At 69.6% G+C, this 23,564-nt stretch carries 21 protein-coding genes; 16 read left to right on the forward strand and 5 right to left on the reverse strand.

Features of this window, described 5'->3' with window-relative positions; genetic code table 11:
• Positions 1-212 precede the first annotated feature (212 nt).
• Positions 213-797 (forward strand): TMEM165/GDT1 family protein, encoded by a 585-nt coding sequence (locus tag B116_RS0121780; RefSeq protein WP_027661313.1) that lies wholly within the window; start codon positions 213-215, stop codon positions 795-797.
• Between the two features lie 125 nt (positions 798-922).
• Here B116_RS0121780 and nhaA read toward each other — a convergent pair whose 3' ends face one another.
• Positions 923-2,233: a Na+/H+ antiporter NhaA gene (gene nhaA / locus B116_RS0121785; protein ID WP_018723447.1), complete on the reverse strand. Its 1,311-nt coding sequence runs from the start codon at positions 2,231-2,233 to the stop codon at positions 923-925.
• A gap of 297 nt (positions 2,234-2,530) precedes the next feature.
• On the opposite strand from nhaA, the gene B116_RS27955 reads away from it, so the two are divergent.
• The 4 genes from B116_RS27955 to B116_RS0121805 all read left to right on the forward strand — a co-directional run bounded on the left by B116_RS27955 (position 2,531) and on the right by B116_RS0121805 (position 5,620).
• Positions 2,531-2,701 (forward strand): hypothetical protein, encoded by a 171-nt coding sequence (locus B116_RS27955; RefSeq protein ID WP_020608305.1) that lies wholly within the window; start codon positions 2,531-2,533, stop codon positions 2,699-2,701.
• Entirely contained in the window at positions 2,698-3,915 is a 1,218-nt protein-coding gene (locus tag B116_RS0121795) for a glycosyltransferase family 4 protein (RefSeq protein ID WP_018723448.1), read from the forward strand. The genes B116_RS27955 and B116_RS0121795 overlap by 4 nt, the downstream gene beginning before the upstream one ends.
• Before the next feature lie 115 nt (positions 3,916-4,030).
• On the forward strand, positions 4,031-4,693 hold the full coding sequence (locus B116_RS0121800) for a hypothetical protein (RefSeq protein ID WP_018723449.1): 663 nt from the start codon (positions 4,031-4,033) through the stop codon (positions 4,691-4,693).
• A 516-nt stretch (positions 4,694-5,209) separates the two neighbouring features.
• Positions 5,210-5,620, forward strand: coding sequence for a DUF2267 domain-containing protein (locus B116_RS0121805; protein ID WP_018723450.1), 411 nt, complete (start codon positions 5,210-5,212; stop codon positions 5,618-5,620).
• A 33-nt stretch (positions 5,621-5,653) separates the two neighbouring features.
• Here the strand turns inward: B116_RS0121805 and B116_RS0121810 are convergent, their stop codons facing one another.
• Positions 5,654-6,820 carry a CaiB/BaiF CoA transferase family protein gene (locus B116_RS0121810; RefSeq protein ID WP_027661314.1) on the reverse strand — a complete coding sequence of 389 codons (1,167 nt, stop codon included), beginning with the start codon at positions 6,818-6,820 and terminating at the stop codon, positions 5,654-5,656.
• A 255-nt stretch (positions 6,821-7,075) separates the two neighbouring features.
• Between B116_RS0121810 and B116_RS0121815 the strand changes: the two genes are divergently transcribed.
• Both B116_RS0121815 and B116_RS0121820 read left to right on the forward strand, forming a co-directional pair.
• Complete coding sequence (locus B116_RS0121815) at positions 7,076-8,116, forward strand: TerC/Alx family metal homeostasis membrane protein (protein WP_027661315.1); 1,041 nt, start codon at positions 7,076-7,078, stop codon at positions 8,114-8,116.
• A gap of 221 nt (positions 8,117-8,337) precedes the next feature.
• Complete coding sequence (locus B116_RS0121820; RefSeq protein ID WP_027661316.1) at positions 8,338-9,639, forward strand: NAD(P)/FAD-dependent oxidoreductase; 1,302 nt, start codon at positions 8,338-8,340, stop codon at positions 9,637-9,639.
• 78 nt (positions 9,640-9,717) lie between these two features.
• Here B116_RS0121820 and B116_RS0121825 read toward each other — a convergent pair whose 3' ends face one another.
• Positions 9,718-10,695 (reverse strand): DUF2267 domain-containing protein, encoded by a 978-nt coding sequence (locus tag B116_RS0121825; RefSeq protein ID WP_027661317.1) that lies wholly within the window; start codon positions 10,693-10,695, stop codon positions 9,718-9,720.
• Between the two features lie 304 nt (positions 10,696-10,999).
• On the opposite strand from B116_RS0121825, the gene B116_RS0121830 reads away from it, so the two are divergent.
• Entirely contained in the window at positions 11,000-11,305 is a 306-nt protein-coding gene (locus B116_RS0121830) for a hypothetical protein (protein ID WP_027661318.1), read from the forward strand.
• A 219-nt stretch (positions 11,306-11,524) separates the two neighbouring features.
• A complete protein-coding gene (locus B116_RS0121835) occupies positions 11,525-12,010 on the forward strand; it encodes a hypothetical protein (RefSeq protein WP_027661319.1) in 486 nt (161 codons plus the stop codon).
• 52 nt (positions 12,011-12,062) lie between these two features.
• Here the strand turns inward: B116_RS0121835 and B116_RS0121840 are convergent, their stop codons facing one another.
• Together B116_RS0121840 and B116_RS0121845 are read right to left on the reverse strand one after the other, a co-directional pair.
• Complete coding sequence (locus B116_RS0121840; protein ID WP_027661320.1) at positions 12,063-12,932, reverse strand: hypothetical protein; 870 nt, start codon at positions 12,930-12,932, stop codon at positions 12,063-12,065.
• 303 nt (positions 12,933-13,235) lie between these two features.
• Positions 13,236-13,664 carry an OsmC family protein gene (locus B116_RS0121845; RefSeq protein ID WP_018219925.1) on the reverse strand — a complete coding sequence of 143 codons (429 nt, stop codon included), beginning with the start codon at positions 13,662-13,664 and terminating at the stop codon, positions 13,236-13,238.
• A 202-nt stretch (positions 13,665-13,866) separates the two neighbouring features.
• On the opposite strand from B116_RS0121845, the gene B116_RS0121850 reads away from it, so the two are divergent.
• The 7 genes from B116_RS0121850 to B116_RS0121880 all read left to right on the forward strand — a co-directional run bounded on the left by B116_RS0121850 (position 13,867) and on the right by B116_RS0121880 (position 23,341).
• Positions 13,867-14,613, forward strand: a complete 747-nt coding sequence (locus B116_RS0121850) for a response regulator transcription factor (protein WP_026321941.1) — start codon at positions 13,867-13,869, stop codon at positions 14,611-14,613.
• A gap of 22 nt (positions 14,614-14,635) precedes the next feature.
• Positions 14,636-16,075, forward strand: a complete 1,440-nt coding sequence (locus B116_RS0121855) for a sensor histidine kinase (RefSeq protein ID WP_026321942.1) — start codon at positions 14,636-14,638, stop codon at positions 16,073-16,075.
• Between the two features lie 45 nt (positions 16,076-16,120).
• On the forward strand, positions 16,121-18,304 hold the full coding sequence (locus B116_RS0121860) for a glycosyltransferase family 39 protein (RefSeq protein ID WP_027661321.1): 2,184 nt from the start codon (positions 16,121-16,123) through the stop codon (positions 18,302-18,304).
• Positions 18,301-19,533: a glycosyltransferase gene (locus tag B116_RS0121865; RefSeq protein ID WP_018723461.1), complete on the forward strand. Its 1,233-nt coding sequence runs from the start codon at positions 18,301-18,303 to the stop codon at positions 19,531-19,533. The genes B116_RS0121860 and B116_RS0121865 overlap by 4 nt, the downstream gene beginning before the upstream one ends.
• Before the next feature lie 163 nt (positions 19,534-19,696).
• Positions 19,697-19,846: a hypothetical protein gene (locus tag B116_RS27960; RefSeq protein WP_188116061.1), complete on the forward strand. Its 150-nt coding sequence runs from the start codon at positions 19,697-19,699 to the stop codon at positions 19,844-19,846.
• 5 nt (positions 19,847-19,851) lie between these two features.
• On the forward strand, positions 19,852-21,264 hold the full coding sequence (locus B116_RS0121875) for a class I SAM-dependent methyltransferase (protein WP_027661322.1): 1,413 nt from the start codon (positions 19,852-19,854) through the stop codon (positions 21,262-21,264).
• Positions 21,257-23,341 (forward strand): sulfatase-like hydrolase/transferase, encoded by a 2,085-nt coding sequence (locus B116_RS0121880; RefSeq protein ID WP_027661323.1) that lies wholly within the window; start codon positions 21,257-21,259, stop codon positions 23,339-23,341. The genes B116_RS0121875 and B116_RS0121880 overlap by 8 nt, the downstream gene beginning before the upstream one ends.
• Positions 23,342-23,564: the final 223 nt, after the last annotated feature.

Genomic DNA, 23,564 nt, shown 5'->3' on the forward strand with positions numbered 1-23,564 from the left:
CCCGGGCCGGACCACCGACGTCAGCGCCGTCGGTGGTCGGCTAGGGTGGTCGGCGCGAAGGGGAGTAGCCCCCAACGTCGTGGTCGACACACTGGTGTTTCCGCACCCGGCCACACGGCCCCGCTCGGCGGGGCGGGCGAGACCTTCGACCCAGGTTGGTAGCCGGGTCGAGGTCGCTCCGTGCCTCTTTCCGGCCGGATCGGAAGGTTGTCATGGAGGGTTTCCTCGTCGCGCTGGGGGTGAGCTTCGGCGTCGTCTTCGTCGCCGAGTTGGGAGACAAGTCCCAGCTGATGGCTCTGACCTTTGCCACCCGATTTCGACCGTTGCCGGTGTTGATCGGCATCACCGTGGCCACGGCCGTCGTGCACCTGGCCTCGGTGGCGATCGGTTACGGGCTGGGTGCGGCGTTGCCTACCGGATGGATCGCGCTCCTCGCTGGCGTGGCGTTTCTCGGGTTCGGTGCCTGGACGCTTCGTGGCGACCACCTCACCGAGCAGGAACGGCGTAAGGCGAACCGGTCGGGCCGGCCGGCGGTGGTGGTCGGCGTCGCATTCCTCCTCGCCGAGCTGGGCGACAAGACCATGCTGGCGACTATCACCTTGGCGACCCAGTACGGCTGGTTCGGTACCTGGGTCGGATCCACGCTCGGCATGGTCGCCGCGGATGCATTGGCGATCATGGTGGGGCGGGTGCTCGGCCGTAAGTTGCCCGAGCGGACCGTGCGCTACGGTGCGGCGCTGCTCTTCGCCGGCTGTGGCCTCTGGCTGATCTTGGATGCGGTCGGGCAGCTCGGCTGACCTTCTGGGGTACGCCATGAGCCGGCGGCGGGCGAACCGAACGAGTTCGGTTCGCCCGCCGCGGTGACAGCAGTTGGGTTGCTGATGGATGCTGGTTGGCGTCCGCCGGCGACCCGTCGGCCTGGTCAGTTGTCGCGGTGCTGGAAGACGTCGGGCACGCCGTCGCGGTTGCTGTCCACCCGTTCCTTGACGGCGATGCGCCGATAGGCCTTGTTGCGGCGGGTCAGCACGATGGAGGCGAGCAGTGCCGCGATCAGCGATCCGCTGAGTACGGCAGCCTTGACGTTGTCGTCGGAGGCACCGCTGTCGAAAGCGAGTTCACCGATCAGCAGCGACACGGTGAAACCGATGCCGGCCAGTAGGGAGACACCGAGCAGGTCGGTCCAGGTGATGTCTCGGTCTAGCTCGGCGCGGGTGAACCGGGCGAGCAGGAACGTCGAGCCGAAGATCCCGAGTACCTTGCCGAGCACCAGGCCGGCGACGATACCGACGACGATTGGGTCGGTGATCACGGCGCCGAGGTCGGCGTCGCGTAGGGATACTCCAGCGGCGAAGAAGGCGAAGACGGGGACGGCGAAGCCGGCGGAGACTGGCCGCCAGCGGTGTTCAAGGTGCTCCGCGAGCCCGTGCCGGTCACCCTCTCGACCGCGCAGGACCGGCACCGTGAAGCCGAGCAGGACACCGGCCACCGTGGCGTGCACCCCGGACTCGTGCACCAGGGTCCAGGCCACCAGGGCCAGCGGGATCAGCGCCCACCACCAGGTCTTGCGGCGCTGCACGAGGAGGCCGAAGAGTGCGATCGGCAGCAAGGCGAGCAGCAGCGGCATGAGTTGGAAGTCGCCGGTGTAGAAGATGGCGATGACGGTGATCGCGAGCAGGTCGTCCACCACGGCGAGGGTGAGCAGGAAGGCGCGGAGCCCTTGCGGCAGGTGGGATCCGATGACGGCCAGCACGGCGAGCGCGAAGGCGATGTCGGTGGCGGTCGGGATGGCCCAGCCGCGCAGGTTCTCGCCACCGGCGGAGAGGTTGATGCCGACGTAGATCAAGGCCGGAACGATCATGCCTCCGACCGCCGCGACGACGGGCAGTGCGGCACGACGTGGGTCCCGAAGGTCCCCGGCGACGAATTCGCGTTTGAGTTCGAGCCCGACCACGAAGAAGAAGATCGCTAGCAGGCCATCGGCCGCCCAGGCGGCGAGGTCCAGGTCCAAGTGCAGGTCGGACCCGCCCGGCCAGGGCACCCACGATGCCAAAGCGGCGTAGGAGTCGCCCCAGGGCGAGTTCGCCCAGAGCAGCGCGATCACCGCGCCGAGCAGCAGCAGGCCGCCGCCGAAGGTCTCGGTCCGCAGCACGTCAGCCAGGAAGCGGGCCTCCGGCCAGGAGGTACGCGAGAAGAGGCGGCGGGCGCGGCCCGGGGGCGGGGTGCGGTCGGTCATACGCGCGGTCCATCCAAGCGGTGTCGGGGCAGCAGGAAACGGTCGCCGACCAGGCTTCCCGGCACACCGCTCACCACCCTATCCAGGCGAGTGATGGGACGGCGAGCGGAGACGACGTGACCTTGCCCCCGTCAGGCCGCTTCTCCGGAGGAGGAGGTGTGTCGGGCTTGTCGACTGAATGGCGAAACTTCGGATATTTGATGCATAAGACGTTGTAATGGTTTCACGGTATAAGTTGAGCTTAGGAGTTTTTGTGAGTTTCTTTGGGGGTTTCGGGTTGACGCGGCGGCGTACCTGATGAACCGCTGCCGTCCACGCCCGGTACCCCAGCGTGCCTACCTGCGTCGCCGGACGGCCGGCGAGCACCAGAGCGAACCGTTCGGGTCGATGACCAGGACGGATTCGTACGTGGACAGCGGCCAGCGGCGCAACGAGGCCGCCCTGCTGGCAACGGGGGAGCAACGATGAAGATCGGCATCCTGGCGTATCACTTTCCACCGGAACCGGCTTTCATCCCGGGCAGCCTCGCGGAGGAGTTGGCCCGCCGTGGACATGAAGTTCGGGTGCTGACGGGATTTCCCGACTACCCGGGCGGGTACACCTATCCGGGGTGGCGTCAGCGTTGGCGCCACCAGACCCGTAGCGAGCGGCTGACCGTGCGGCGGGTGCCCCGCTACGTTGGCCGGAGCGGCTACGGGCGTGGCCGGTTGGCCGGTCCCCTCTCCTTCGCAGGCAGCGTGTCGCTGGTCGGCCGGCGGTTCTTCGCCGGTGTTGACGCCCTCTACGTGCACCAGCCGCCGGCCACCGCCTTCGCCGCGGCCCGCCTGCTGCGGGCGCTTCGTCGGGTACCGGCCGTCGTACACGTTCAGGACGTGTGGGCCGGTCCGGAGCCGGCGGCAGCCGGGCCCGATCGGGGGACCGCTCGGCTCGCCAGGGCGATGGCCACTACCTATCGACGCGCCGACCGGATCGCGGTCGCGGCACCCTCACTGCGGGAATTCGTCGTGCCGGAGGGGAGTGACCCGGGTCCGGTTGAGGTGGTGCTCAACTGGACCGACGAGCGGATCTTCCAACCGGCTCCGCCGAGTAGGGCCGCCGGTCAACTCATCCGTCGCGACGACCGCTGCGTGGTCATGTACGCCGGTACCATCGGTGCTCGACAGGGGCTGGAGACCGCGGTGCGGGCGGCGGCAGCCCTCGATCAGCGGATGGATCTGGTGCTGGTCGGGTCGGGTGAACAGGAGCGGCGGGTGCGGGGGCTCGCCGCCGAGTTGGGCGCCGACAACGTACGGTTCGTCGAACGGCGCTCGCCGCTGGACATGCCGGAGTTGTACGCCGCTGCCGACTACCAGTTGGTCATGCTTCGGGACCTGCCTGAACTACGCAGCACCCTGCCCGGCAAGTTGCCGACGGCCCTGTCGTGCGGGGCGCCGGTGATCGCCTCGGCCGGCGGCGACACCGCGGAGGTGGTGGAGAGCGCCCGGGCTGGACTGTCGTGTCCGCCGGAGGAGTGGGAGGCTCTCGCCGACCGGTTCTGGTTGGCCACCACCATCCCGCCGGCTGCCCGTGCCGAGATGGGGCGGCGGGGCCGGGAGGCCTACCTGCGGCAGATGTCGATGCCCGCCGGAGTGGAACGGATCGAGTGCCTGCTGGACGAGGTCGCCAGCGGACGCCGACGGTGAGGGCGACCGGCCTACCCGTGGTGCGCTTGGGGACGTAGGCGAGCCGAGTGGGGAATTTGGCGGCGGACGCCGGGCACCCATGAGTGGCGCCGGTCGGGGCGGGTAGTCGCCGCCTATGCCGACCATCGAGGACAAGAAACGCTTGGTCCGCCGGCTCGCCGGGGACGGGCGGGGCTTTGCTGAACAGTACGGCTTCCGAACCACCAACAACCCGTCGAGCCTCTTTCAGCTGCTCTGCCTCGCCGTGTTGTTGTCCCGCCGCGGCGATGCTCGGCGAGCTATCGAGGCGGCCCGTGCCCTGCCGGCCTTCGGCTGGGACAGTGCCGCCCGGCTCGCCCGCTCTACGCCCGCAGAGCGGGTCGGGCTGCTGCGCGACTGCGGTCTTCGCACCGCAGCCGAGCAGACCGCCGACACGCTCGGGGAGCTGGCGCAGGCGGTCGTTGACCGGTACCGCGGGGATCTTCGACGGTTGCGCGTCGTCGCCGCCCGCGATGCCGATCGGGAACGTGCCCTGCTCACCGAGTTGCCCGGGGTGGACGATACGGCGGTTGTCTTGTTTCTCCGCGAGGTGCAGGCACTCTGGGCTGAGGTACCGCCGGTCGCCGATCGGCGGGCGCTGGCCGCGGCCCGCCGGCTGGGCCTCGGGCGTTCCGCTGACGACCTGGCCGGGCTGGCGGGCAGCGGCCGGTCCGAGCGGCTGGCCTGGCTGGTGGGCGCGCTCGCCCGGGTGGACCTGGAGCAGCGATACCCGGAGCTGGTCGGCACACCAGCGCCGTAACTGGGGGCAGCCCTGGGCCGACGTCCGGGGTCAGTCTCATGAGCCAGCTCGTAGCTGTGCCGAGCTTCAGGCGCCGTTTTTACCGAAAGTCCGGCCCGTATTTCTACAAAAGCTGCGCCCCGGCGAAGTCCTATCGTATGGTAGTGGGGGCCGGGCATTGATGTCCGTCTGGTTGGGGCGAAGCAGCTGGCTACCGATGGTGGTGACCCGGTTCGGGCGTGGATTTCCTCCGTCGGCCTGGTCCGCGGGGCGGCGCCTCTGGTCGCGGTTCGTGGCCCGAGGCGTCCGGCCCTCCCACTGATTCGGCCAGAAAACTCCTTCTCAGTCACGAAACTTATCCGGCTTTTCCCGACTCCGCCGGGCCTTTTCAGCCTTGACCCCGGATTTCTCGATCCGGCACGCGTGGCCGTACAGCGCGATGCGTCTCGGGCCGGGCCATGCAGCGGCCGCCGACAACCCGGCAGTTTCCGTACTGCGCGGGGTGGGTATCCGGTCGGCCGGACCGAAGGGAACAGCATGGACTATCACACCTTTGTCGACCAGGTCGGGCGGCGGACGGGTACCCCTGCCGCGCAGGCGGTGGAGCTGACCCAGGCGGTCCTGGAGACGCTCGCCGAGCGGCTGACCGGCGGGGAGGTGTTGGACCTGGCCGTACAGCTGCCGGCGCAGCTGCAGGTGGTGCTGAAGCCGGGACCCGACAACGAGGCAGCGCAGCGACTCGCAGCGGCGGAGTTTGTCACTCGGGTGGCCGCTCGTGCCCACGTCGACGAAGCGACTGCGCACGGGGCCGTTCGAGCGGTCTTCATCACGCTGCGGGAGGCGATCAGCGGTGGTGAGTTCGACGATGTGGCGGTGCAACTGCCCCGCGACTACCGGGAACTGGTGGAGCCAGCACTGGCACCGGGTTCGGCGCTGCGCCGGCCCTGATCCGTCGCGCTGACTCACTGCACCCTTCGGTGGCTAGGCGACGGCGCCCGCAGCATGCAGGTCGGCGATACGGTCAGCTCCGAAACCCGCCTCGGCCAGCAGTTCGTCCGTGTGTTCGCCGGGGTGCGGCGGTGGACGGTGCAGGGCCGTCGGCGTACCGGAGAAGCGCGGTGCGGGCGCCGGTTGGGTCACCCCGTGGTGTTCCACGAACGTGGCCCGCGCCGCCAGGTGCGGGTGTGCCGGTGCCTCCGCCCAGTCCAGAACCGGGGCCACGCAGGCGTCCGAGCCGGCGAACAGCGCCGCCCACTCGTCCCGGGTCCGGGTCCGGAACAACCGTGCCCACGCCTGTCGCAGCGCCGGCCAGTTCGCCGGATCGGTACGGTCCAGCGCGGTGTCGCCGGGCAGCGGAAAGCCCGTGCGCTGAACCAGTTCGTCGTAGAAGCGGGACTCCAACGCGCCCACCGCCAGGTGCTTTCCGTCGGCGCACTCATAGCTGTCGTAGAACGGAGCGCCCCCGTCGAGCAGGTTTACCCCGCGGGGGTCCTGCCACTGGCCGAGGTGGCGCAGGGCGTGGATCTGGGTGCTGAGCACCGAGACGCCGTCCACGATGGCGGCGTCCACCACCTGGCCGACGGCGCCGCCACGCACTGCGTACAGGGCGCTGATCAGGCCGAGGGCCAGTATCATCCCACCGCCACCGAAGTCGCCGAGCAGGTTCAGCGGCGGCACCGGTCGCTCGCCGGCCCGTCCGATCCCGTGTAGTGCCCCGGTCAAGGCCAGGTAGGTGATGTCGTGCCCTGCTTCCGATGCGGCGGGACCGTGCTGCCCCCAGCCGGTCATCCGCCCGTACACGAGGTGCGGGTTCACCGCGTGGCAGTCCGCCGGGCCGAGGCCGAGTCGCTCGGTCACGCCGGGCCGGAAGCCCTCGATCAGCACATCTGCGCCGGCGGTCAGCGCGAGTGCCACGTCGCGACCGGGGGGTGACTTCAGGTCCACGCCGATTGATCTCCGTCCCCGGTTCAGCAGATCGGGGTGGGGGGCGCCGAAAGCGGTCGGGTTCACGTCGGTCGTCCGGTCCACCCGGATCACCTCGGCGCCGAGATCGGCCAGCATCATTGCGGTGAATGGGCCCGGACCAATCCCGGCCAGCTCGATTACCCGCACCCCGGCGAGGGGGCCGGCCGGTACGTTGTCGGTCATCGGGCCACGATAAGCGCCGATGGGCCGGGGTGGTAGGGGGCGGGCGTTGCGGGTAGTAGCGGAAGTGCCGCCGGTGGGACCGGGGTGCCGCCTGGCAGCTCGGCCCGGAACTGCCCTAACCTTGGTCGCGACGAGGGGAGTACTTCCCACGAGCTATTCCGGTCAGTACGGCGGGCCCGGAGCCTGCCTCGGATGGCTGCCTACGAAAGTGGGTGAAGGAGACCTCGAGCATGGCATCGTGTTCGAGGAGGCTCCATGACCGAATTGTACATTTCTGCCGAGCTGCAGTCGATCGGTACACCGACGCTGTGGGGCGTCACCGTCGCCGGAATCGTCGTGCTGCTGGTACTCGACTTTCTGATCACCCGGCGTCCGCACGAGGTGTCGCTCCGGGAGGCGTTGGCCTGGTCGGCGTTCTATATCGCGTTGCCGCTGGCGTTCGGTGCCTGGCTCTGGTCCCGCTACGGCTCGCAGCAGGGCGTCGAGTACCTGACCGGCTACCTGGTGGAGAAGTCCCTCTCGGTAGACAACCTCTTCGTCTTCATGCTGCTGCTGGCCGCGTTCGCGGTACCTCCCGTGCTCGCCCAGCGGGTCCTCCTGTTCGGGATCACCGGTGCCCTGGTGCTGCGTGCGGTGTTCATCGCACTCGGCGCGGCTGCCTTGCAGACTCTCGACTTCGCCTTTCTACTCTTCGCCCTCGTCCTGCTCGCCACCGCGGCGAAGCTACTGCGCGATGCGATCTCCGGTCAGGAGCAAGAGGTCGATATCAACGGGATGCGCTCGGTGCGGCTCCTGCGCAAGTTCATGCCGGTCACCCAGGACTATCAGGGTACAAAGATGGTCGTACGCCTGGCTGGCCGGCGGACGCTAACCCCACTGGCCCTGGTGGTCGTCGCGGTACTCGCCACCGATGTGGTCTTCGCCGTCGACTCGGTGCCCGCCGTGTACGGCATCACCGAAGATCCGTACCTGGTCTTCGCCACCAACGCTTTCGCGCTGCTCGGACTGCGGGCGCTCTACTTCGTCCTGCATGCCGCGCTCAGCCGGCTGGTTCACCTAAATTACGGACTCGCGGTCATCCTCGCGTTCATTGGAGTGAAACTGGGCCTGCACTGGGCGCACGGGGTCTGGCAGGGGGTGCCGGAGATTCCGACCATGGCCTCACTCGCAGTGATCATCATTGTCCTCATGGTGGTCACCCTCACCAGCCTGTACGCGACTCGTACCAGCAGGTCGGGCGGGGATCGGCAGGGGTCGACCGTTAGTACCTCGGGCGGCGACGGGATCCCTCGTTAGGCCCCTGAGTCCCTCCGCCGGTCCGGAGGGTAGACCGGTCCAGAGCATGCCGGGCCGGTCTGCGGGACGGGGCCAGCGCAGCCAACAGCATCACGTCGATGCCCACCGGGCAGCAGGGCGCACCTGACCGAGGGCGTTCACCTGCGATGTGCGGCGCCCGCGGCACCGTTGCCCCGCTCACCGGGAGGTTTGTCCGGCCTTGCCCGGGGAACGGCGGTGGAATGACGAAGCCTCGGGTGGTGATCGTAGGGGCCGGTTTCGCCGGATACCACGCGGCAAAGACGCTCAGCCGGTTGGCTAAGGACCAGGCCGAGATCGTGCTGCTGAACACGACCGACTACTTCCTGTACCTGCCGCTATTACCAGAGGTCGCCGCCGGCGTCGTCGAGCCGACCCGGATCTCGGTGCCGCTGGCGGGGACACTCGACGGTGTCCGCCTCGTGATCGGCGAAGCCGATCACGTTGACCTGCGGAACCGTTGGGTCGGTTTCACGCAGCCGGAGGGGGAGCGGAACCGTCTCGCGTACGACCGGCTCGTGTTGGCCGTCGGCAGCGTCAACAAGCTGCTGCCGATCCCCGGGGTCACCGAGTACGCGCACGGCTTTCGCGGCCTGCCGGAGGCGCTCTATCTTCATGACCACGTGATCCGACAGGTTGAGCTGGCGGAACAAGCCACTGACCCGGCCGAACAACGGGCGCGCGCCACCTTCGTCGTGGTGGGAGCCGGCTACACCGGCACCGAGGTGGCCGCCCACGGACAGCTCTTCACCGACCGGCTCGTCGGGCAGCGGTCTCGGTTGAACCTTCGGCCCCGGTGGATGCTGCTCGACGTGGCGCCGCGGGTGCTACCCGAGCTGAACCGGCGGATGTCCGACACCGCTCACCGGGTCCTGGACGAGCGCGGAGTGGATGTGCGGATGGGAACCTCGGTAGCGGTGGCGACCGCCGATGGGGTGAAGCTCACCGACGGGGAGTTCATCCCGACCTGCTCCCTCATCTGGTGTGTCGGGGTCCGTCCCGATCCGTTCGTCGCGCAGCTCGGCCTGCGGACGGAGAAGGGCCGTCTGGTGACCGATGAGTACCTCAACGTTCCGGGCTTCCCAGAGGTGTTCGCCTGCGGCGACGCCGCGGCCGTGCCCGACCTGGCCCAGCCGGGGCAGGTCTGCGCGATGACCGCCCAGCACGCCCAACGGCAGGGCAAGCTGGTTGCCCACAACATCGCCGCCTCGTACGGGCAGGGCACCCGCAAGCCGTACAAGCACCATGACTTGGGGTGGGTGGTCGACCTGGGGGGTCGGGACGCGGCGGCGAACCCGCTGAAGGTGCCACTGGCCGGACTACCCGCCAAGGTGGTGACCCGGGGATACCACCTGCTCAACCTGCCCGGCAATCGAGCCCGGGTGGGCGCCGACTGGCTGCTGGACGCGACGTTGCCCCGGCCGGCGGTCCAACTGAGCCTGGTGCCGGCGCACTCGGTTCCGTTGGAGAGTAGCTCCCCGGAGGTGCCCGCCCGCGCGGGGTAGGCCGGGAGGGAGGAGGGGCCCGCCCACCCGCCACTACCAGGTCGTAGAGGTTAGTGGCCGGCCCCTCCGGGCGCCGGGTTAGCCCGCCATTCCGGCCCCTACCTCGTCGATCGCATCGTCCACGGCGTGTGCCAGGTCCACGTCCGGTCCGGTCACCTCGGGAGCCCTTCGGGGCCGGGCAGTCGCCACTGTCAATACCGCGGTGGTGCGGTCGGGTTGACCGATCGAAGGCCCGCGCCCGATCTGTCGTCGGAGCTGGTCGAGTCGGTCGAGCACGCGGTCGAGGTTCTCGGCGGGCAGCACGACGGTCCGGGACAGCCCGTGTCGATTCCCAGACCAGTACGGGAGGCGGGCCAGCACCTCGCGCAGCTGCACCTCATCGAGCGGCGGGGTTGCGGCCGTCGCTCCGATCACGCCGCCGCCGGGCTCGGGCGGGGCGAGCAGGTCCCGCAGCCCTTCCGGGACGTGCAGCGACTCGACCAGGTCACCGTCCCGGTCCGCCAGCGCGGTGAGGGTGGCCGCCGCCTGGTAGCGGGCCTGCTCCGGGGTGCGGCCGCTGAGCCGTCCCACCTCGGCGAGGAAGCCGGATAGGTCGGAGCGGTCCTCGATACCGTCCACCGGGGTGATGTCGTGGAGCCGGGTCGGTACGGCCGCGAGCAGCCGGCCGCGTTCGGCCGCACCCAGCGCGCGGGCCAGGGTCAGCACTGTCGCCGCCACACCTACCTTGGCGGTGGGAAAGTCGACTCCGGACCGCAGCCCGACATCGGTCACCAGATCCTGATAGGTGATCGTGGTGGTGCTGGTGGGGCCGTTGTCCGGGATGGGCCGTGAGTTTTCCGGGGCGCCGATCGGAGGCGGGGCGGGGCCACCGCTAGTGCTGGTCGGTTTGTGGCGTCCCGCCGGCGCGGGTCCGTTGCGCCGCCGTTGGTCGAGGCTGGTCAACTGCTTGGTGGCGCTCAGGCTAGCCCCGGTCTCGCTGGGCCGCTGTCCCTGGCTTCGGGCCTGTCGGGCGAGCGCCCGGCGGCGTTGGTTGTCGCCCTCCATCTGCTTGCGCATGTGACAACTCCTTCGCTGCGGTTCCGGCTGTCGCCACCTGCCTTCCCGTCGCCAGCAAGCAGGAAACAGGCCCGGGCCGTGGTCCAGAGCCGGCGGGTGGCCCGGGGCGCGCTGGTGGTGCCGGGGCGCGCTGGTGGTGCCGGGGCGGGCTGGCGGTGGCCGCCCGTGGCGGGCTGGATTCGCCGGGACCACTGGCTCGCAGTGGGGATCCTCATCCGGCCGGGGTGATGGTCGCTCACCTCGTCGAGCCGGACGATCGCAGTGGACCGGTGGACTTCCGAGGTATGCGGAAGGGAAGGTCGTGATGAAGCGGATCGTCGAGATCATCCCCGCCCGACCCGGCTGGTACGCGCGGTGGCGTCTTACACCCGACGGCACCCGTTGCTACCCGGTCACCCTGTGGGTCCTGCTGGAGGAGACCGACGGCACTGGCCGGGAGGTGATCGGGGTGGACTGCATTGGGCAGTGGCCCGGTGCGGATGACAATGAGGCCGGCGGGGAGTTTATCCGCTACCTCTTCCAGACTCCGGATTCGGGAGCGCCGGCGGACGCCGAACCAGCGACGGTGCTGTCGGGGCGAGTAGCTGGCCCCGACCTGCGGGCGGCGTAGGAGCGGACGGTGTAGAAGTGGTGGCCATCGATGATGGAGAGCGGAGCGATGCCGCCAGTACGTCCGGTTGGACCGGTCAGCAGAAGGCAACCCGAAGTATCGGAATTAGCCGGATTGTTCGGATGTTGAAATATTTTCCCGAATATTCCTCGATGGTGGTCCCCGGGCACCGAGGATCGATGGTGCGGATAGACGTAGCAGGTGCCTGGGGGCGACAGCATGAGGTTCTCCGTCGTAGACGTCGGTTACGACCAACGGCAGGTTGATTCCTGCCTGAATGAGCTCGGGGTCCGGTTGAGTCGGTTGGCGGCACGCGCGGAGGGCGCCGCGCGAGCCGGGCGGGAGTGGGACGAGATTCGCGAGGAGGCGACGGGTCTCTGTGGGTTGCTCCAGCGGCTCGACCTCGGTGATGCGGCTCGGCGACCCGTCGACGTCGTCAACCGTGAGGCGGCGGAGCGGGAGGCGGCCGAACTGCTCCTCCGGGCGCGACTGGAGTTCGACTCCGCCCGGGAGGAGGCCCGACGGGTGCGTGAGCAGGTCTATACCGAGGCGGTTCAGGCCCGCCGGGAGCTTGAGGCGGCGCTACATGCCCGACAGTGCCGGGCGGCCCGGGCTGACGAAATTCTCGGTGGCCCGACGGAGACGGTGCCGGCCGACACGCCGACCGCCGCCTCCGCCGTGGGGCCGAGCCGAGCCGCCCGTTGAGGGCGAGTCGCCCGCTGGGGACGACTCACACGCTGAGGGAGGCGAAACTCCGTCACACCAACGCGCTGACGATTGTGGTCGCCCGAGTCTCGTGCTGGGCGTACGCGTCGGGGAAGGCCGAGACCTGGACAGATTGGGCTGCCCAGGCGACGCTCATGTTCTGCCAGCCGGGGACCTGTAGGAGTGCCTGGTAGAACGCCTTGGCCGCGTAGGTGGGAGTCATCAGCTCGGCGATGCTGCCCCAGCCGGTGCTCGAGCGCTGCTGGAACAGGCCGACCGAATCGTGGTCCCAGCCAACTGCCTCGTGTGGGTAGTTCTGTGACTCCGGTACGCCGGCGTTGGCGTAGTTGAGCAGCCTGCTCTCCTGCATAGCGGTGGCGATGGCAACGATCAAACCACGATGCGGGATGTTCATCTCGGTCCCAACATCGACAATTGTCTTCGCATTGTCCATCTGGGTCTGGGTCAGCCCGGCGACCGGTTGGGGTGGCACCGGTTGGCTGGAAGTGGGCTCCTGCTCCGCCGGGGTTGGGCTGGCGGTTTCAGTTGGGCTGGCGGTTTCGGTCGGGTTGGCGGCTTCGGTCGGGCTGGGGCTCGTCGAAGTGGGGATGGCGTCATCTCGGAGGAGGGAACGTGAGGCGCGATCGGCGGCGCCGACTCGTTCCGCTGCCGCCTCGGCGACCGGGGTCTGCTCCGGTTCTTCGGGAGTTTGCCGTGTCCCGGCGTAGGCGGCCGCGCCGAGGCAGAAGGTGAGGCCGGTGGCCAGAGCGACCCGGGCCGGGGTCGACGCCAGCAGTGCGCGTAGCCCGTGGTTGGGGGCGCGGAACGGTGAGGTAGTCCGTTCGGTGGAGGTCTCGTCAGCCGGCCGGGCAGCCGATCCGTGTTGGGTCGTCTCTTGGGTGAAGGTGTCGTCAGGGTGCATCCGCCGAGGCTAGAAAGCGGATCGCTCACTGCCACCGGTCCGATTAGTGGGGCGCGTCACTATTTGCAACAAAGTTCGGATGGGGCGGACGAGGCCCGGGGAAACCTCACAAACCTCGGCTATCCCTAATACCGGAAATGAGATAGAAAGAATTGTTAAAGCCCGCAAGTTTCCGATCTTGCTGGGGGAGTGGATCCGAGCGCGAACCCCTCCTCCGAACGGCTGAATGTAGATCGGCTGACCGGGCATTCACGGGTCGGTCGCAGTGCTGATCCGACGGCTATCGGGCTCCCGTGAGTTGGCTCAGTGCCGGCCGTTGTCGGTCAGCGCCACCGTCAGGTGATGCCGGCTCGCGTCCTCGGTAGAGAAGGGCCAGAGTCGGTCGGCGTGCTCCACCAGGTCGGCTAGTTGTTGGCGGGTCAGTCCAGCCGACGAGATGGAGGCGTTCACATCGGCCCGGTAGCGACCGTCGTCGTCTCGGCCGAGCTTCGCCTCGGCCCGTACCTGGACCGTGTGCGCTTCGTCGGTGATCTCCCCGGCCGCCTCCACCGCAGCGTGGTGTAGGCATGAGGCGAAGGCTGCGGCGAGCAACTGCGACGGGCTCAGCCCGGTGCAGTGCGGAGCTAGTGGGGACGCCAAGGCGGTGGAGAGCCCGCCATCCTCGGTTCGGACATGCCCGCCCTCCGCGGTTGCGGTGGCCGTCTCGTTCAGCCAGGAGCTGTGCTGGGACATCGCGTTCCTCCCGTCACTCACCCCGGCCTACCCAGCGTTGCGCTGGCGAAACCGTGTTCCGGGCACGGAAGAACAGCTCAGGGGTGGGTTAGCTCGAACCCGTCGGTTCGTTTCGGCCCATCGGGCTGTCCGAGTAGCCTGCACAGCGGGGGCACAGGAACCGCACAACCGCCCTACAGCGGGGGCACCCATGATGAGGACCATGATGACCAACGAGCAGGTGGGAGCGGCCCGGGTTGACCTCCGCCGCCCCGACGGCCAGCCCGTGCGTGTCCTGGTCGTTGACGACGAATCCACCCTGGCTGACCTGTTGTCGATGGCGTTGCGCTACGAAGGCTGGCAGGTGCGGACGGCCGGCAACGGGATGGCGGCGTTGAGCACGGCCCGCCAGTTCCAGCCGGACGCGGTGGTTCTCGACGTGATGCTGCCCGACCTGGACGGCTTTGCGGTGCTGCGCCGCCTGCGCGAGGTGGCTCCGACCGTGCCGGTGCTCTTTCTGACCGCACGGGACGCGGTCGAAGACCGGATCGCCGGGCTGACCGTCGGCGGTGATGACTATGTGACCAAGCCGTTCAGTCTGGAGGAGGTGATCGCCCGGCTGCGGGCGTTGCTGCGTCGCTCCGGCTTCGCGATCGCCGCCCGGCAGGAGGCGGTGCTCACTGTCGGTGACCTCTCCCTCGACGAGGACAGCCATGAGGTGAGTCGGGGCGGGAAGTTGATTACCTTGACCGCCACCGAGTTCGAGTTGCTGCGCTACCTCATGCGTAACCCGCGTCGGGTGCTCAGCAAGGCGCAGATCCTGGACCGGGTCTGGAATTACGACTTCGGGGGACAAGCCAACGTGGTCGAGCTGTATATCTCGTACCTTCGCAAAAAGATCGATGTCGGTCGAGCCCCGATGATTCACACTCTGCGCGGGGCCGGCTATGTACTCAAGCCCGCCGAGTGACCGGGTGGGTTGGCGGCGGTGGCTGGCCGGTTGGTCGCTCTGGACCCGGCTGGTGGTCATCCTGGTTACCCTGCTGGCCTTGGTCAGCGTCGGCATCGGTGGTATCACCACCGTCGCCTTGCGGGAGGTCCTGACCGACCGGATCGACGGGCAGCTTCTGCCCGATGCCGGGCCGCGTGTCTTTCCCCCACCCCCCGAGCGGCGCGAGTGGCAGGACCTGAAGATTCCGGCCGGCATGGAAACGGGATCCGTCCTCGCGAACCTGCGGGACGGCCGGGTCGTCGAGGCCCGCATCCAGACCGAGACCCGGGACAACGGTGGGCAGAACATCGCGCCGGAGGAGGTGGCGGCGTTGGGCACGCTGGTACCGGGTGCCGCCGAGCCGCGCACCGTGGACCTGGGCGACCTGGGCGACTACCGGGCGATCGCCCGGCAGTGGGACGACGGTCGGGTGACCGCATTCGCCCTCCCCCTCGCCGAGGTGCAGGAGACGGTGATGTGGATGGTCGTCGCGCAGGCCGGAATCGCAGGCAGCGGGCTCATCATCGCGGGTACCACCGGCGCGCTGATGGTCCGGCGCACCCTGCGTCCGCTACGGCGGGTCGCGGCCACCGCAAGCCGGGTCAGCGAACTCCCGCTGGACCGAGGCGAGGTGACGCTGCCGGTGCGGGTGCCGGCCGCTGACACCGATACCCGTACCGAGATAGGCCAGGTCGGTGCCGCGCTCAACCGGATGCTCGGGCACGTCGCTGCCGCGCTCGCCGCGCGGCAGGCCAGTGAGACGCGGGTGCGTCAATTCGTCGCCGACGCGAGTCACGAACTGCGCACCCCGCTGGCGGCCATCCGCGGGTACGCGGAGGTGGCCCGGCGAGGCCGGGACCAGGTACCGCCCGACGTGGCGCATGCCCTGCGCCGCGTTGAGTCCGAGAGCACCCGGATGACCGGTCTGGTGGAGGATCTGTTGCTGCTCGCCCGGCTCGACTCGGGTCGCCCGCTCGCCGTCGCGCCGGTGGATCTCTCCGTGCTGGTCGTGGACGCGGTCGGTGACGCGCATGTAGCTGGGCCCGAGCACCGCTGGCAACTCGACCTGCCCGAGCAGCAGATCGCCGTGCCCGGTGACGCGGCCCGGCTGCACCAGGTGATGGCCAACCTCCTGGCCAACGCCCGGGTGCACACCCCTGCCGGTACCACCGTCACCACCAGCCTCGCCGTCGAGCCGGACGCGGCGGTGCTCCGGGTCGCCGACGACGGCCCGGGTATCCCCGCGGAGCTGCAGCCAGAAGTCTTCGAGCGCTTCGCGCGCGCGGACAGTTCGCGTTCCCGGTCGCAGGGCAGCACCGGGCTGGGGCTCGCCATCGTCGCCGCTGTGGTGGACGCCCACCACGGCACGGTCTCGGTGCGCAGCCGGCCTGGCCGCACTGTGTTCACCGTCCGGCTGCCGAATTCCACAGCGGAGACATAGCAAACCCATGGGGGTCGCGCAGCCCTGCCGACCAGGCTTCCCGCCATGGACAGAACTGAGACGACCTACGGGCCCCAGGCGGCCGCCCCGGCGGTGAGCGTCGCCCGAACGCCGTCGGCAGAACCGGAGGCGGAGCCGACCGCCACGCCACGTCGGTCGGCCCGCTGGGCCCGTCCCTGCCTCGCCGGGCTACTACTCGCCACCGCCGGGCTCTACCTGTGGGGGCTCGACGTCTCCGGCTGGGCGAACGCCTACTACTCGGCGGCGGCACAGGCCGGTGCGCAGAACTGGACCGCCTTCTTCTACGGCTCGTCGGATGCCGCCAACTCCATCACCGTTGACAAGACTCCCGCCGCGCTGTGGCTGATGGCCCTCTCGGTGCGGCTGTTCGGCCTGAATAGCTGGGCGATACTGCTGCCGCAGGCGCTGTGCGGGGTGGCCGCGGTTGCGGTGCTCTACGCCACGGTACGGCGCTGGCACGGCCCAGCGGCAGGGTTGATCGCTGGTACGGTCCTCGCCGTCACGCCGGTGGCCACGCTGATGTTCCGGTTCAATAACCCGGACGCACTGCTGGTGCTGCTGCTGGTAGCCGCCGCCTACGCCACCGTACGGGCGGTCGAGACGGCCGCCACACGATGGCTCGTGCTCGCCGGCGTGCTGGTTGGGCTCGGCTTCCTCACGAAGATGCTGCAGGCGTTCTTGGTGGTACCGGTGCTCGCCGGCGTCTATTTGCTGGCCGCGCCGACCGGGCTCGGCCGGCGAATCCGCCAGACCCTGCTGGCCGGCCTCGCGGTCGTGCTGTCGGCGGGGTGGTGGGTGGCCATCGTCGAGTTGGTCCCTGCCGGCACTCGCCCGTACATCGGGGGGTCGCAGACCAACAGTGTCCTCGAGTTGACCCTCGGCTACAACGGTCTCGGCCGCATCACCGGCCGGGAGGAGGGCAGCGTGGGGCGGCCCGGCGGAGGAGGGTTCGGTGACGGGACCGGACTGCTGCGCATGTTCGACGACCAGGTTGGCGGGCAGATCGCTTGGCTCCTACCCGCCGCGCTGATCCTGCTTGTGGTCGGCCTGCTGGTGGCCGGCCGGGCTCCGCGTACCGACCGGACTCGCGCTGGGCTGCTGCTCTGGGGCGGCTGGCTATTGATCACCGGCGCGATCTTCAGTTTCATGTCGGGGATCTTCCACGAGTACTACACAGTGGCCCTGGCGCCGGCGGTCGGTGCCCTGGTCGGGATCGGTGTCACGCTGCTGTGGCGGGCGCGGTCCGCTCCGCCCGGCGCCATCTGGCGTCGGCAGCCCTACGCTGCCACCGCCGTCCTGGCCGGGACACTGGCTGTCACCGCGGGATGGTCCTGGCTGCTGCTGGGCCGTAGCCCCGACTGGTATCCGTGGTTGCGTACCACAGTTCTGGTGGGCGGCCTCGTGGCGGCGGCGCTGCTGGCGCTCTCCCCTCGGCTGTCCCGATCGGTTGGGGTGGCGGGACTCGCCCTGGGCGCTGCGGCGGCCCTCGCCGGTCCGATGGCGTACTCGGTACACGCCGCCGCGACGGCGCACAATGGCGGGGTCCCCACCGCGGGCCCCGCGGTGGCTGGCGGTGTCGGCACCCGACCGGGTGGCCCGGGGGACGGTTCCGGCGCCCCCGGCTCTGGTGCCCCCGGTGGCGCGCAACCTCCCCGGGCCGGGCAGTTGCCGCAGAGGCCGGATCGGCAACCCGGCGCGGCGCTCAACGATCGCCAACCGGGTCAGCTGGGCCAGCCACAACAGCCGGGTCAGCTTGGCCGGCCAAGTCAATCTGGTCAGCCGGGTGGGCCCGGTCAGCTCGGCCAGCCGCTCGGTGGCGGTGGGCGCGGCGACGGTGGGCTACTGGGTGCCCGCGTTCCCAGCACGCAACTGCGCGAGCTACTCGAGCTCGACAGCGACAGCTACACCTGGGTGGCGGCCACGGTGGGGGCGAACAACGCCGCCGGCTACCAGCTGGCCACCGGTGATCCGGTGCTGCCCGTCGGCGGGTTCAACGGCACCGACCCCTCCCCGACCGTCGCCGAGTTCCAGCGCTACGTCGCCGACGGAAGGATCCACTGGTTTATCGGTGGGGGCGGCTTCCGGGGCGCCAACGGTGGCAGCTCCGCCTCCTCCGAGATCGCTGCCTGGGTGGCGGAGACGTTCGAAGCGCGAACCGTGGACGGAATCACGATCTACGACCTGAGCAACGGGGGGGCCGACGCATGATCGACACTACGGAGGCCCGGACGGTCGGGTGGACCCAGTCAGCCGGCACGGCACCCGTCCTGGACGTGGTGATTCCCGTCTACAACGAGGAGACGGACCTCGAGCCCTGCGTGCGGCGGCTGCACGCGCACCTACGTGAGCATGTCCCGTACTCGTTCCGGATCACGATCGCGGACAACGCCAGCGTCGACGGCACGCTGGACGTGGCCCGCTCACTCGCCACCGACCTGGCCGGCGTCGAGGTGCTGCATCTGGCGGCGAAGGGGCGTGGGCGGGCACTGCGGGCTGCCTGGTCGGCCTCACCCGCTCCGGTGCTCGTATATATGGATGTTGACCTGTCCACGGATCTGGCGGCGCTGCTGCCGTTGGTCGCGCCGCTCATCTCCGGCCATTCGGACCTGGCCATCGGCACCCGACTCGCCCGTGCCTCGCGGGTGGTCCGGGGCGCGAAGCGGGAGATGATCTCACGCGGGTACAACCTGCTGCTGCGGGGTGCCCTCGCCGCTCGGTTCTCCGATGCCCAATGTGGCTTCAAGGCGATCCGAGCAGATGTGGCGGCCCCGCTGCTGCCACTGGTACGAGACACCGGGTGGTTCTTTGACACCGAGTTGCTGGTCCTCGCCCAGCGGGCCGGCCTGCGGATCCACGAGGTACCGGTGGACTGGGTGGATGATCCGGACAGCCGGGTGGACGTGCTAGCTACTGCCCTGGCCGACCTGCGTGGCATCGGCCGCGTCGGGCGGGCTCTGGTCACCGGCGCGCTACCGCTGCGGCAGCTGCGAGAGCAGGTCGGACGCGCCCCGCTGGCGCCGCCGCCGGCCCGGGTGCCGGCGGGGCTACCCCGACAGCTAGCCCGGTTCGCCCTGGTCGGGGTGGCCAGTACGGTGGCCTATCTGCTGTTGTATATCTCCGCCCGGGGGGTCCTTGGCGCCCAACCGGCAAACCTGCTGTCGCTGCTAATTACTGCGGTCGCCAACACGGCGGCGAACCGGCGACTGACCTTCGGGATCACCGGCCGGTGGCACGCCGGTCGCCACCACCTGCAAGGCATGGTGGCCTTCGGGCTCGGCCTGGCGCTGACCAGTGGCTCGCTCGCGTTGCTGCACGCCGTGGTGGTGGCTCCGGCGCGAGCGGTGGAGCTGGTGGTACTGGTCGCTGCGAATCTGGCCGCCACGGTGTTGCGGTTCGTGTTACTCCGCTACGCCATGCACCACCGGCGGGGCGGGTGATCAAAAGATCGCACCACACCAGATCGGAACAAGGGTGTGGTTATCGCCCGCATTGCCACCGACATGCGCGTACTGTGTCCGAATACATCCCGAGCGTATTGGACAAACCCTCCCCGGTGGGCCGGTTCGGTGTGCCGAGGGTCGAGATCGGAAGGAGTGGCCGGTGGATCATCTGGCCTACCTGGACGCGGGATCGGGCAGCCTGATCGTGCAGGCGGTGGTTGGCGGGGTAGCTGGTGTCGCGGTGGCCGGCAAGCTCTACTGGCGACGCTTGGTGGACCGGTTCCGCAAGCAGCCCACCGACCGGCACTGACCGGCATGACATCTGCGTACCCCGACCTGCGGGCTGAGCCAGCGTCCTTCCGGGACCCCGCGAACCGGGTCTTCCACCGTGGCGACGACGTGCTGCGTGGGTTAGACGAGCGGGCCGCCGCTGACTGGCGGGCCCTCGCCGGCAGCGACTTCTTTGCGGCGCTGCTGGCCGAGGGCAAGGTCTGCGACACTGTCGAGACCAGCCCGGCGCCGCCGGGCTGGGCCGCGGTGCTCCGGCACGAACGCATCCCATTCGTCTCCCACCCGTACGAATGGTCCCACGGCATGCTGCGGGACGCCGCCCTGCTGCACCTGGACATCCTCCAGGCAGCGCTGCCGGGGGGCTTCACTACCAAGGACGGCTCGGCGTACAACCTGCAGTGGCGCGGCGTCGAGCCAGTCTTCATCGACATCGGCTCGTTCGCCCCGGTCCGGGACGGCGAACCCTGGGCCGGCTACCGCCAGTTCTGCCAGACCCTGCTCTACCCGCTGCTCCTCGGTGCCCACCTGGGGCTGGACTTTCAGCCGCTGCTGCGGGCCCAGGTTGACGGCATCGAGGCGGACCAGATTCGCCGTCTCTTCACCGGCCGTCGCCGGTTTCGCCCCGGCGTGCTGACCCACGTCCACCTGCACGACGCGATGCAGCGACGCAACGCCCGATCCAGCACGGCCGAGGTCCGCAACCAGCTGCGCGACGCCGGCTACTCCCGGGAGCTCGCCGTCGCCACGGTACGTGGTCTGCAACGCCTCGTCCGCCGGCTGGATCGTCCGCCGCCCGCCAGTCACTGGATCGACTACCAGCGCACCTGCGGTTACACCGCCGAGGACCGGGCCGCCAAGGAGCGCTTCGTCGTCGCTTCGCTGACCGCCGGGCCCCCGACCCGGCTGGCGCTCGACCTCGGGGCCAACGACGGCCGATACGCCCGCCTGGCCGCTCGCCACGCCGAGCACGTTATCGCCGTCGAACAGGACCCCGGGGTGGTTGACCGGCTGTACCGGGAGCTGCGGGCCGAGGGGGAGCAGCGGGTCCTACCGCTGGTAATGGATCTGGCCGACCCGTCCCCCGGCGGTGGTTGGCGGGGGGTTGAGCGGGCCTCCTTCGGCGATCGGGCACGGGCTGATGTCGTCCTCGCCCTGGCGGTGGTCCACCACCTCGCGGTGGGGCGCAACGTCCCGTTGCCGGAGGTGGTCGCGTGGCTGGCCGGTTTCGGCCGGCCGGGCACCCGGCTGGTGGTGGAGTTCGTGCACCCGGAGGATCCGATGGCCCGCCGGCTGCTGGCCAACAAGCCGGAGAACACTTTCCCCCGCTACCGCCGGGACGAGTTCGAGCGGCTGCTCGCTGCCCACGGCCACCTCGAGGAGCGTCTCCACCTGCCGTCGGGTAGTCGAACCCTGTACCGGGTGGTCCTGAGTGGCTGATTCGGGCGTCGCGCCCACACCAGATCGATCCGAGGGCGTCAACGGCGTCGCTGACCGACGAGCTGAGACAGCGGAGGAATCGGACGGTGCGCCGCGGCGTGGCTGGAGAGCGGAGGGCGTTCGGCTGCTGGAGCTCTCCGCTCTGCTCGGGCTGGCGGTTACTCAGCCGTTACTGGATGTGCTCGGCCGGAGTCCGGACTTCTTCCTCTTCCACCGGGCCAGCCGGGGTGAGATCGTGCAGTTGGTCGTGCTGGTCGCGCTCGTGCCGACCGTTGCGGTCGGCGCGCTCGCGGCGACGTCGCGGCTGGCCGGCCGTGCCGCCCGGGAGCTGACCCACACGCTGCTCGTGGGTCTACTGGTTACCGCGTTGGCCGTGCAGGTTGGACGGCACGCGACACCGTTGCGGGGCGTACCGCTGCTGGTGCTGGCGCTGGTCGTCGCGCTGGCGGTGACGGTGGCCTACCGGCGGTGGCGTGCCCCGGCCCGCGTGCTACGGGTCGCGGCGCTCGGACCAGCCGTCTTCGTTGCGCTGTTCCTACTCGTGTCGCCCACCTCGACGGTGGTGTTGCCGCGCGGGGACGGCGGCGCCGTCGGGCTGGCCCGCACTGGTGGCCACCCGCCGGTGGTCCTGTTGATCCTCGACGAGCTGCCGTTGATCTCCCTGCTCGGCCCGGACGGTCAGATCGACGCGGATCGGTTTCCACACTTCGCGGAGCTGGCCGCTGGCTCGACCTGGTACCGCAACGCGACGGGGGTCAGCGGTTGGACGCCGTACGCGTTGCCGGCGATGTTGACCGGCCGCTACCCGGCCACGGGGGCGGCTCCACACTATTCGCAGCACCCGGACAACCTGTTCACTGCCTTCGGCGGCCTGTACGATATCCGCGCCGAGGAGAGCATCACTCGTCTCTGCCCGCCCAGCCGCTGCGAGACGCCGCCGGGTCGGGAGCAGGGGGTGGGCGTACTGGCTCGGGAGAGTGCGAAGTTGCTAGCCCGGATATCCGCGCCGACGGAGAGCCGGGTTGACCCGGCGGATTCTTACCGGGAGCAGACCGCCGTCGAGGCGGGCATCGACGCCGCCGAGCCGATACCAGAGGATCCGAAGTTTCGCTGGGACCGGCTGAACGACAACCAACCGGCGCGGTTCAGTAGCTTCCTCGCCGGACTCCAGCCGTCTGACCGGCCTACCCTGCACTTCCTGCATCTGCTGATGCCGCATTCGCCGTGGGCGTACCTGCCCTCGGGGGTGCGTTATACGGCACCAGAGGACTTCCCGAACGAGGGGGAGGGCTGGGTGGAGCTGGCCCGTCAGCGGCATCTGGCCCAGCTCGGCTACACCGACCGGCTGATCGGCGAGACCCTGCGTAGGCTGCGGGCCACCGGACTCTACGACGACGCCCTGCTGGTGGTCACCGCCGATCACGGGGTGAGTTTCACCAAGGGGGCGCAGGGGCGGGGGATGGGCGCGATCGAGGTCGCCGCCGACGAGGTGGCCTGGGTGCCGCTGTTTGTCAAATACCCCGGGCAGCGCACCGGGCGGCTCGATGACCGGAACTGGCAGCACGTTGACCTGCTGCCCACCCTCGCCGACGAGGCGGCGATCCGGCTGCCCTGGGCGGTTGACGGCCGGTCGGCGCGGGAGGCACCCCGGGCGGAGGCGAACAAGGTCTTCTATGACCGCCCCGCGCAGCCGACCCCGATCGGCGGCGGCGTACCCAGCGCGGCGCCGCCCGCCGCGCCGCACCCGCTGATCGGCAGCGTGGTGCCGGATCAGCCGACGGAAGGGGTGGCCCGGGTCGAGAACCTGGCTGCCTTCCGGGAGGTGGACCCGGACCAGGGCATGCTGCCCGCGCTGGTCTGGGGTGACCTGCCCGACGAGGTCCCCGACGGCACCCCGCTGGCGGTGGCCATCAACAACCGGATCGCCGTCGTGGTTCCGGTGGTTGGCCGGGATGAGGGTGGGCGCCGATTTGCCGCTCTGATCGGTGACGATCAGCTCTTCCGGTCCGGAACGAACCAGCTCGGTCTCTTCCTCGTCGCCCCCGATGAAACACTGACCCACCTCGCACTCTCCTGACCGACTCTGCTCTCCCGCCCCCGGTCACTGGTAGCTGGTCGGCTCGGCCTGGCCGTGGTTGCCCGTTGCCCGGCCCGGCCCCCCATCCCGCCTCCATGCCAGGCCATTTGTAGTGTTTTGTGGTTATTTCATCCGGTGTCTGTGGTCGAACGGTTTCGCTCGTCCTGTCCTACCCCGGGCGAACTCCTTGTCCTGACGGTGGTCAACCGGTCGGCGTTTCCTG

The organism is Salinispora fenicalii (assembly GCF_000514815.1).
Lineage (GTDB): Bacteria > Actinomycetota > Actinomycetes > Mycobacteriales > Micromonosporaceae > Micromonospora > Micromonospora fenicalii.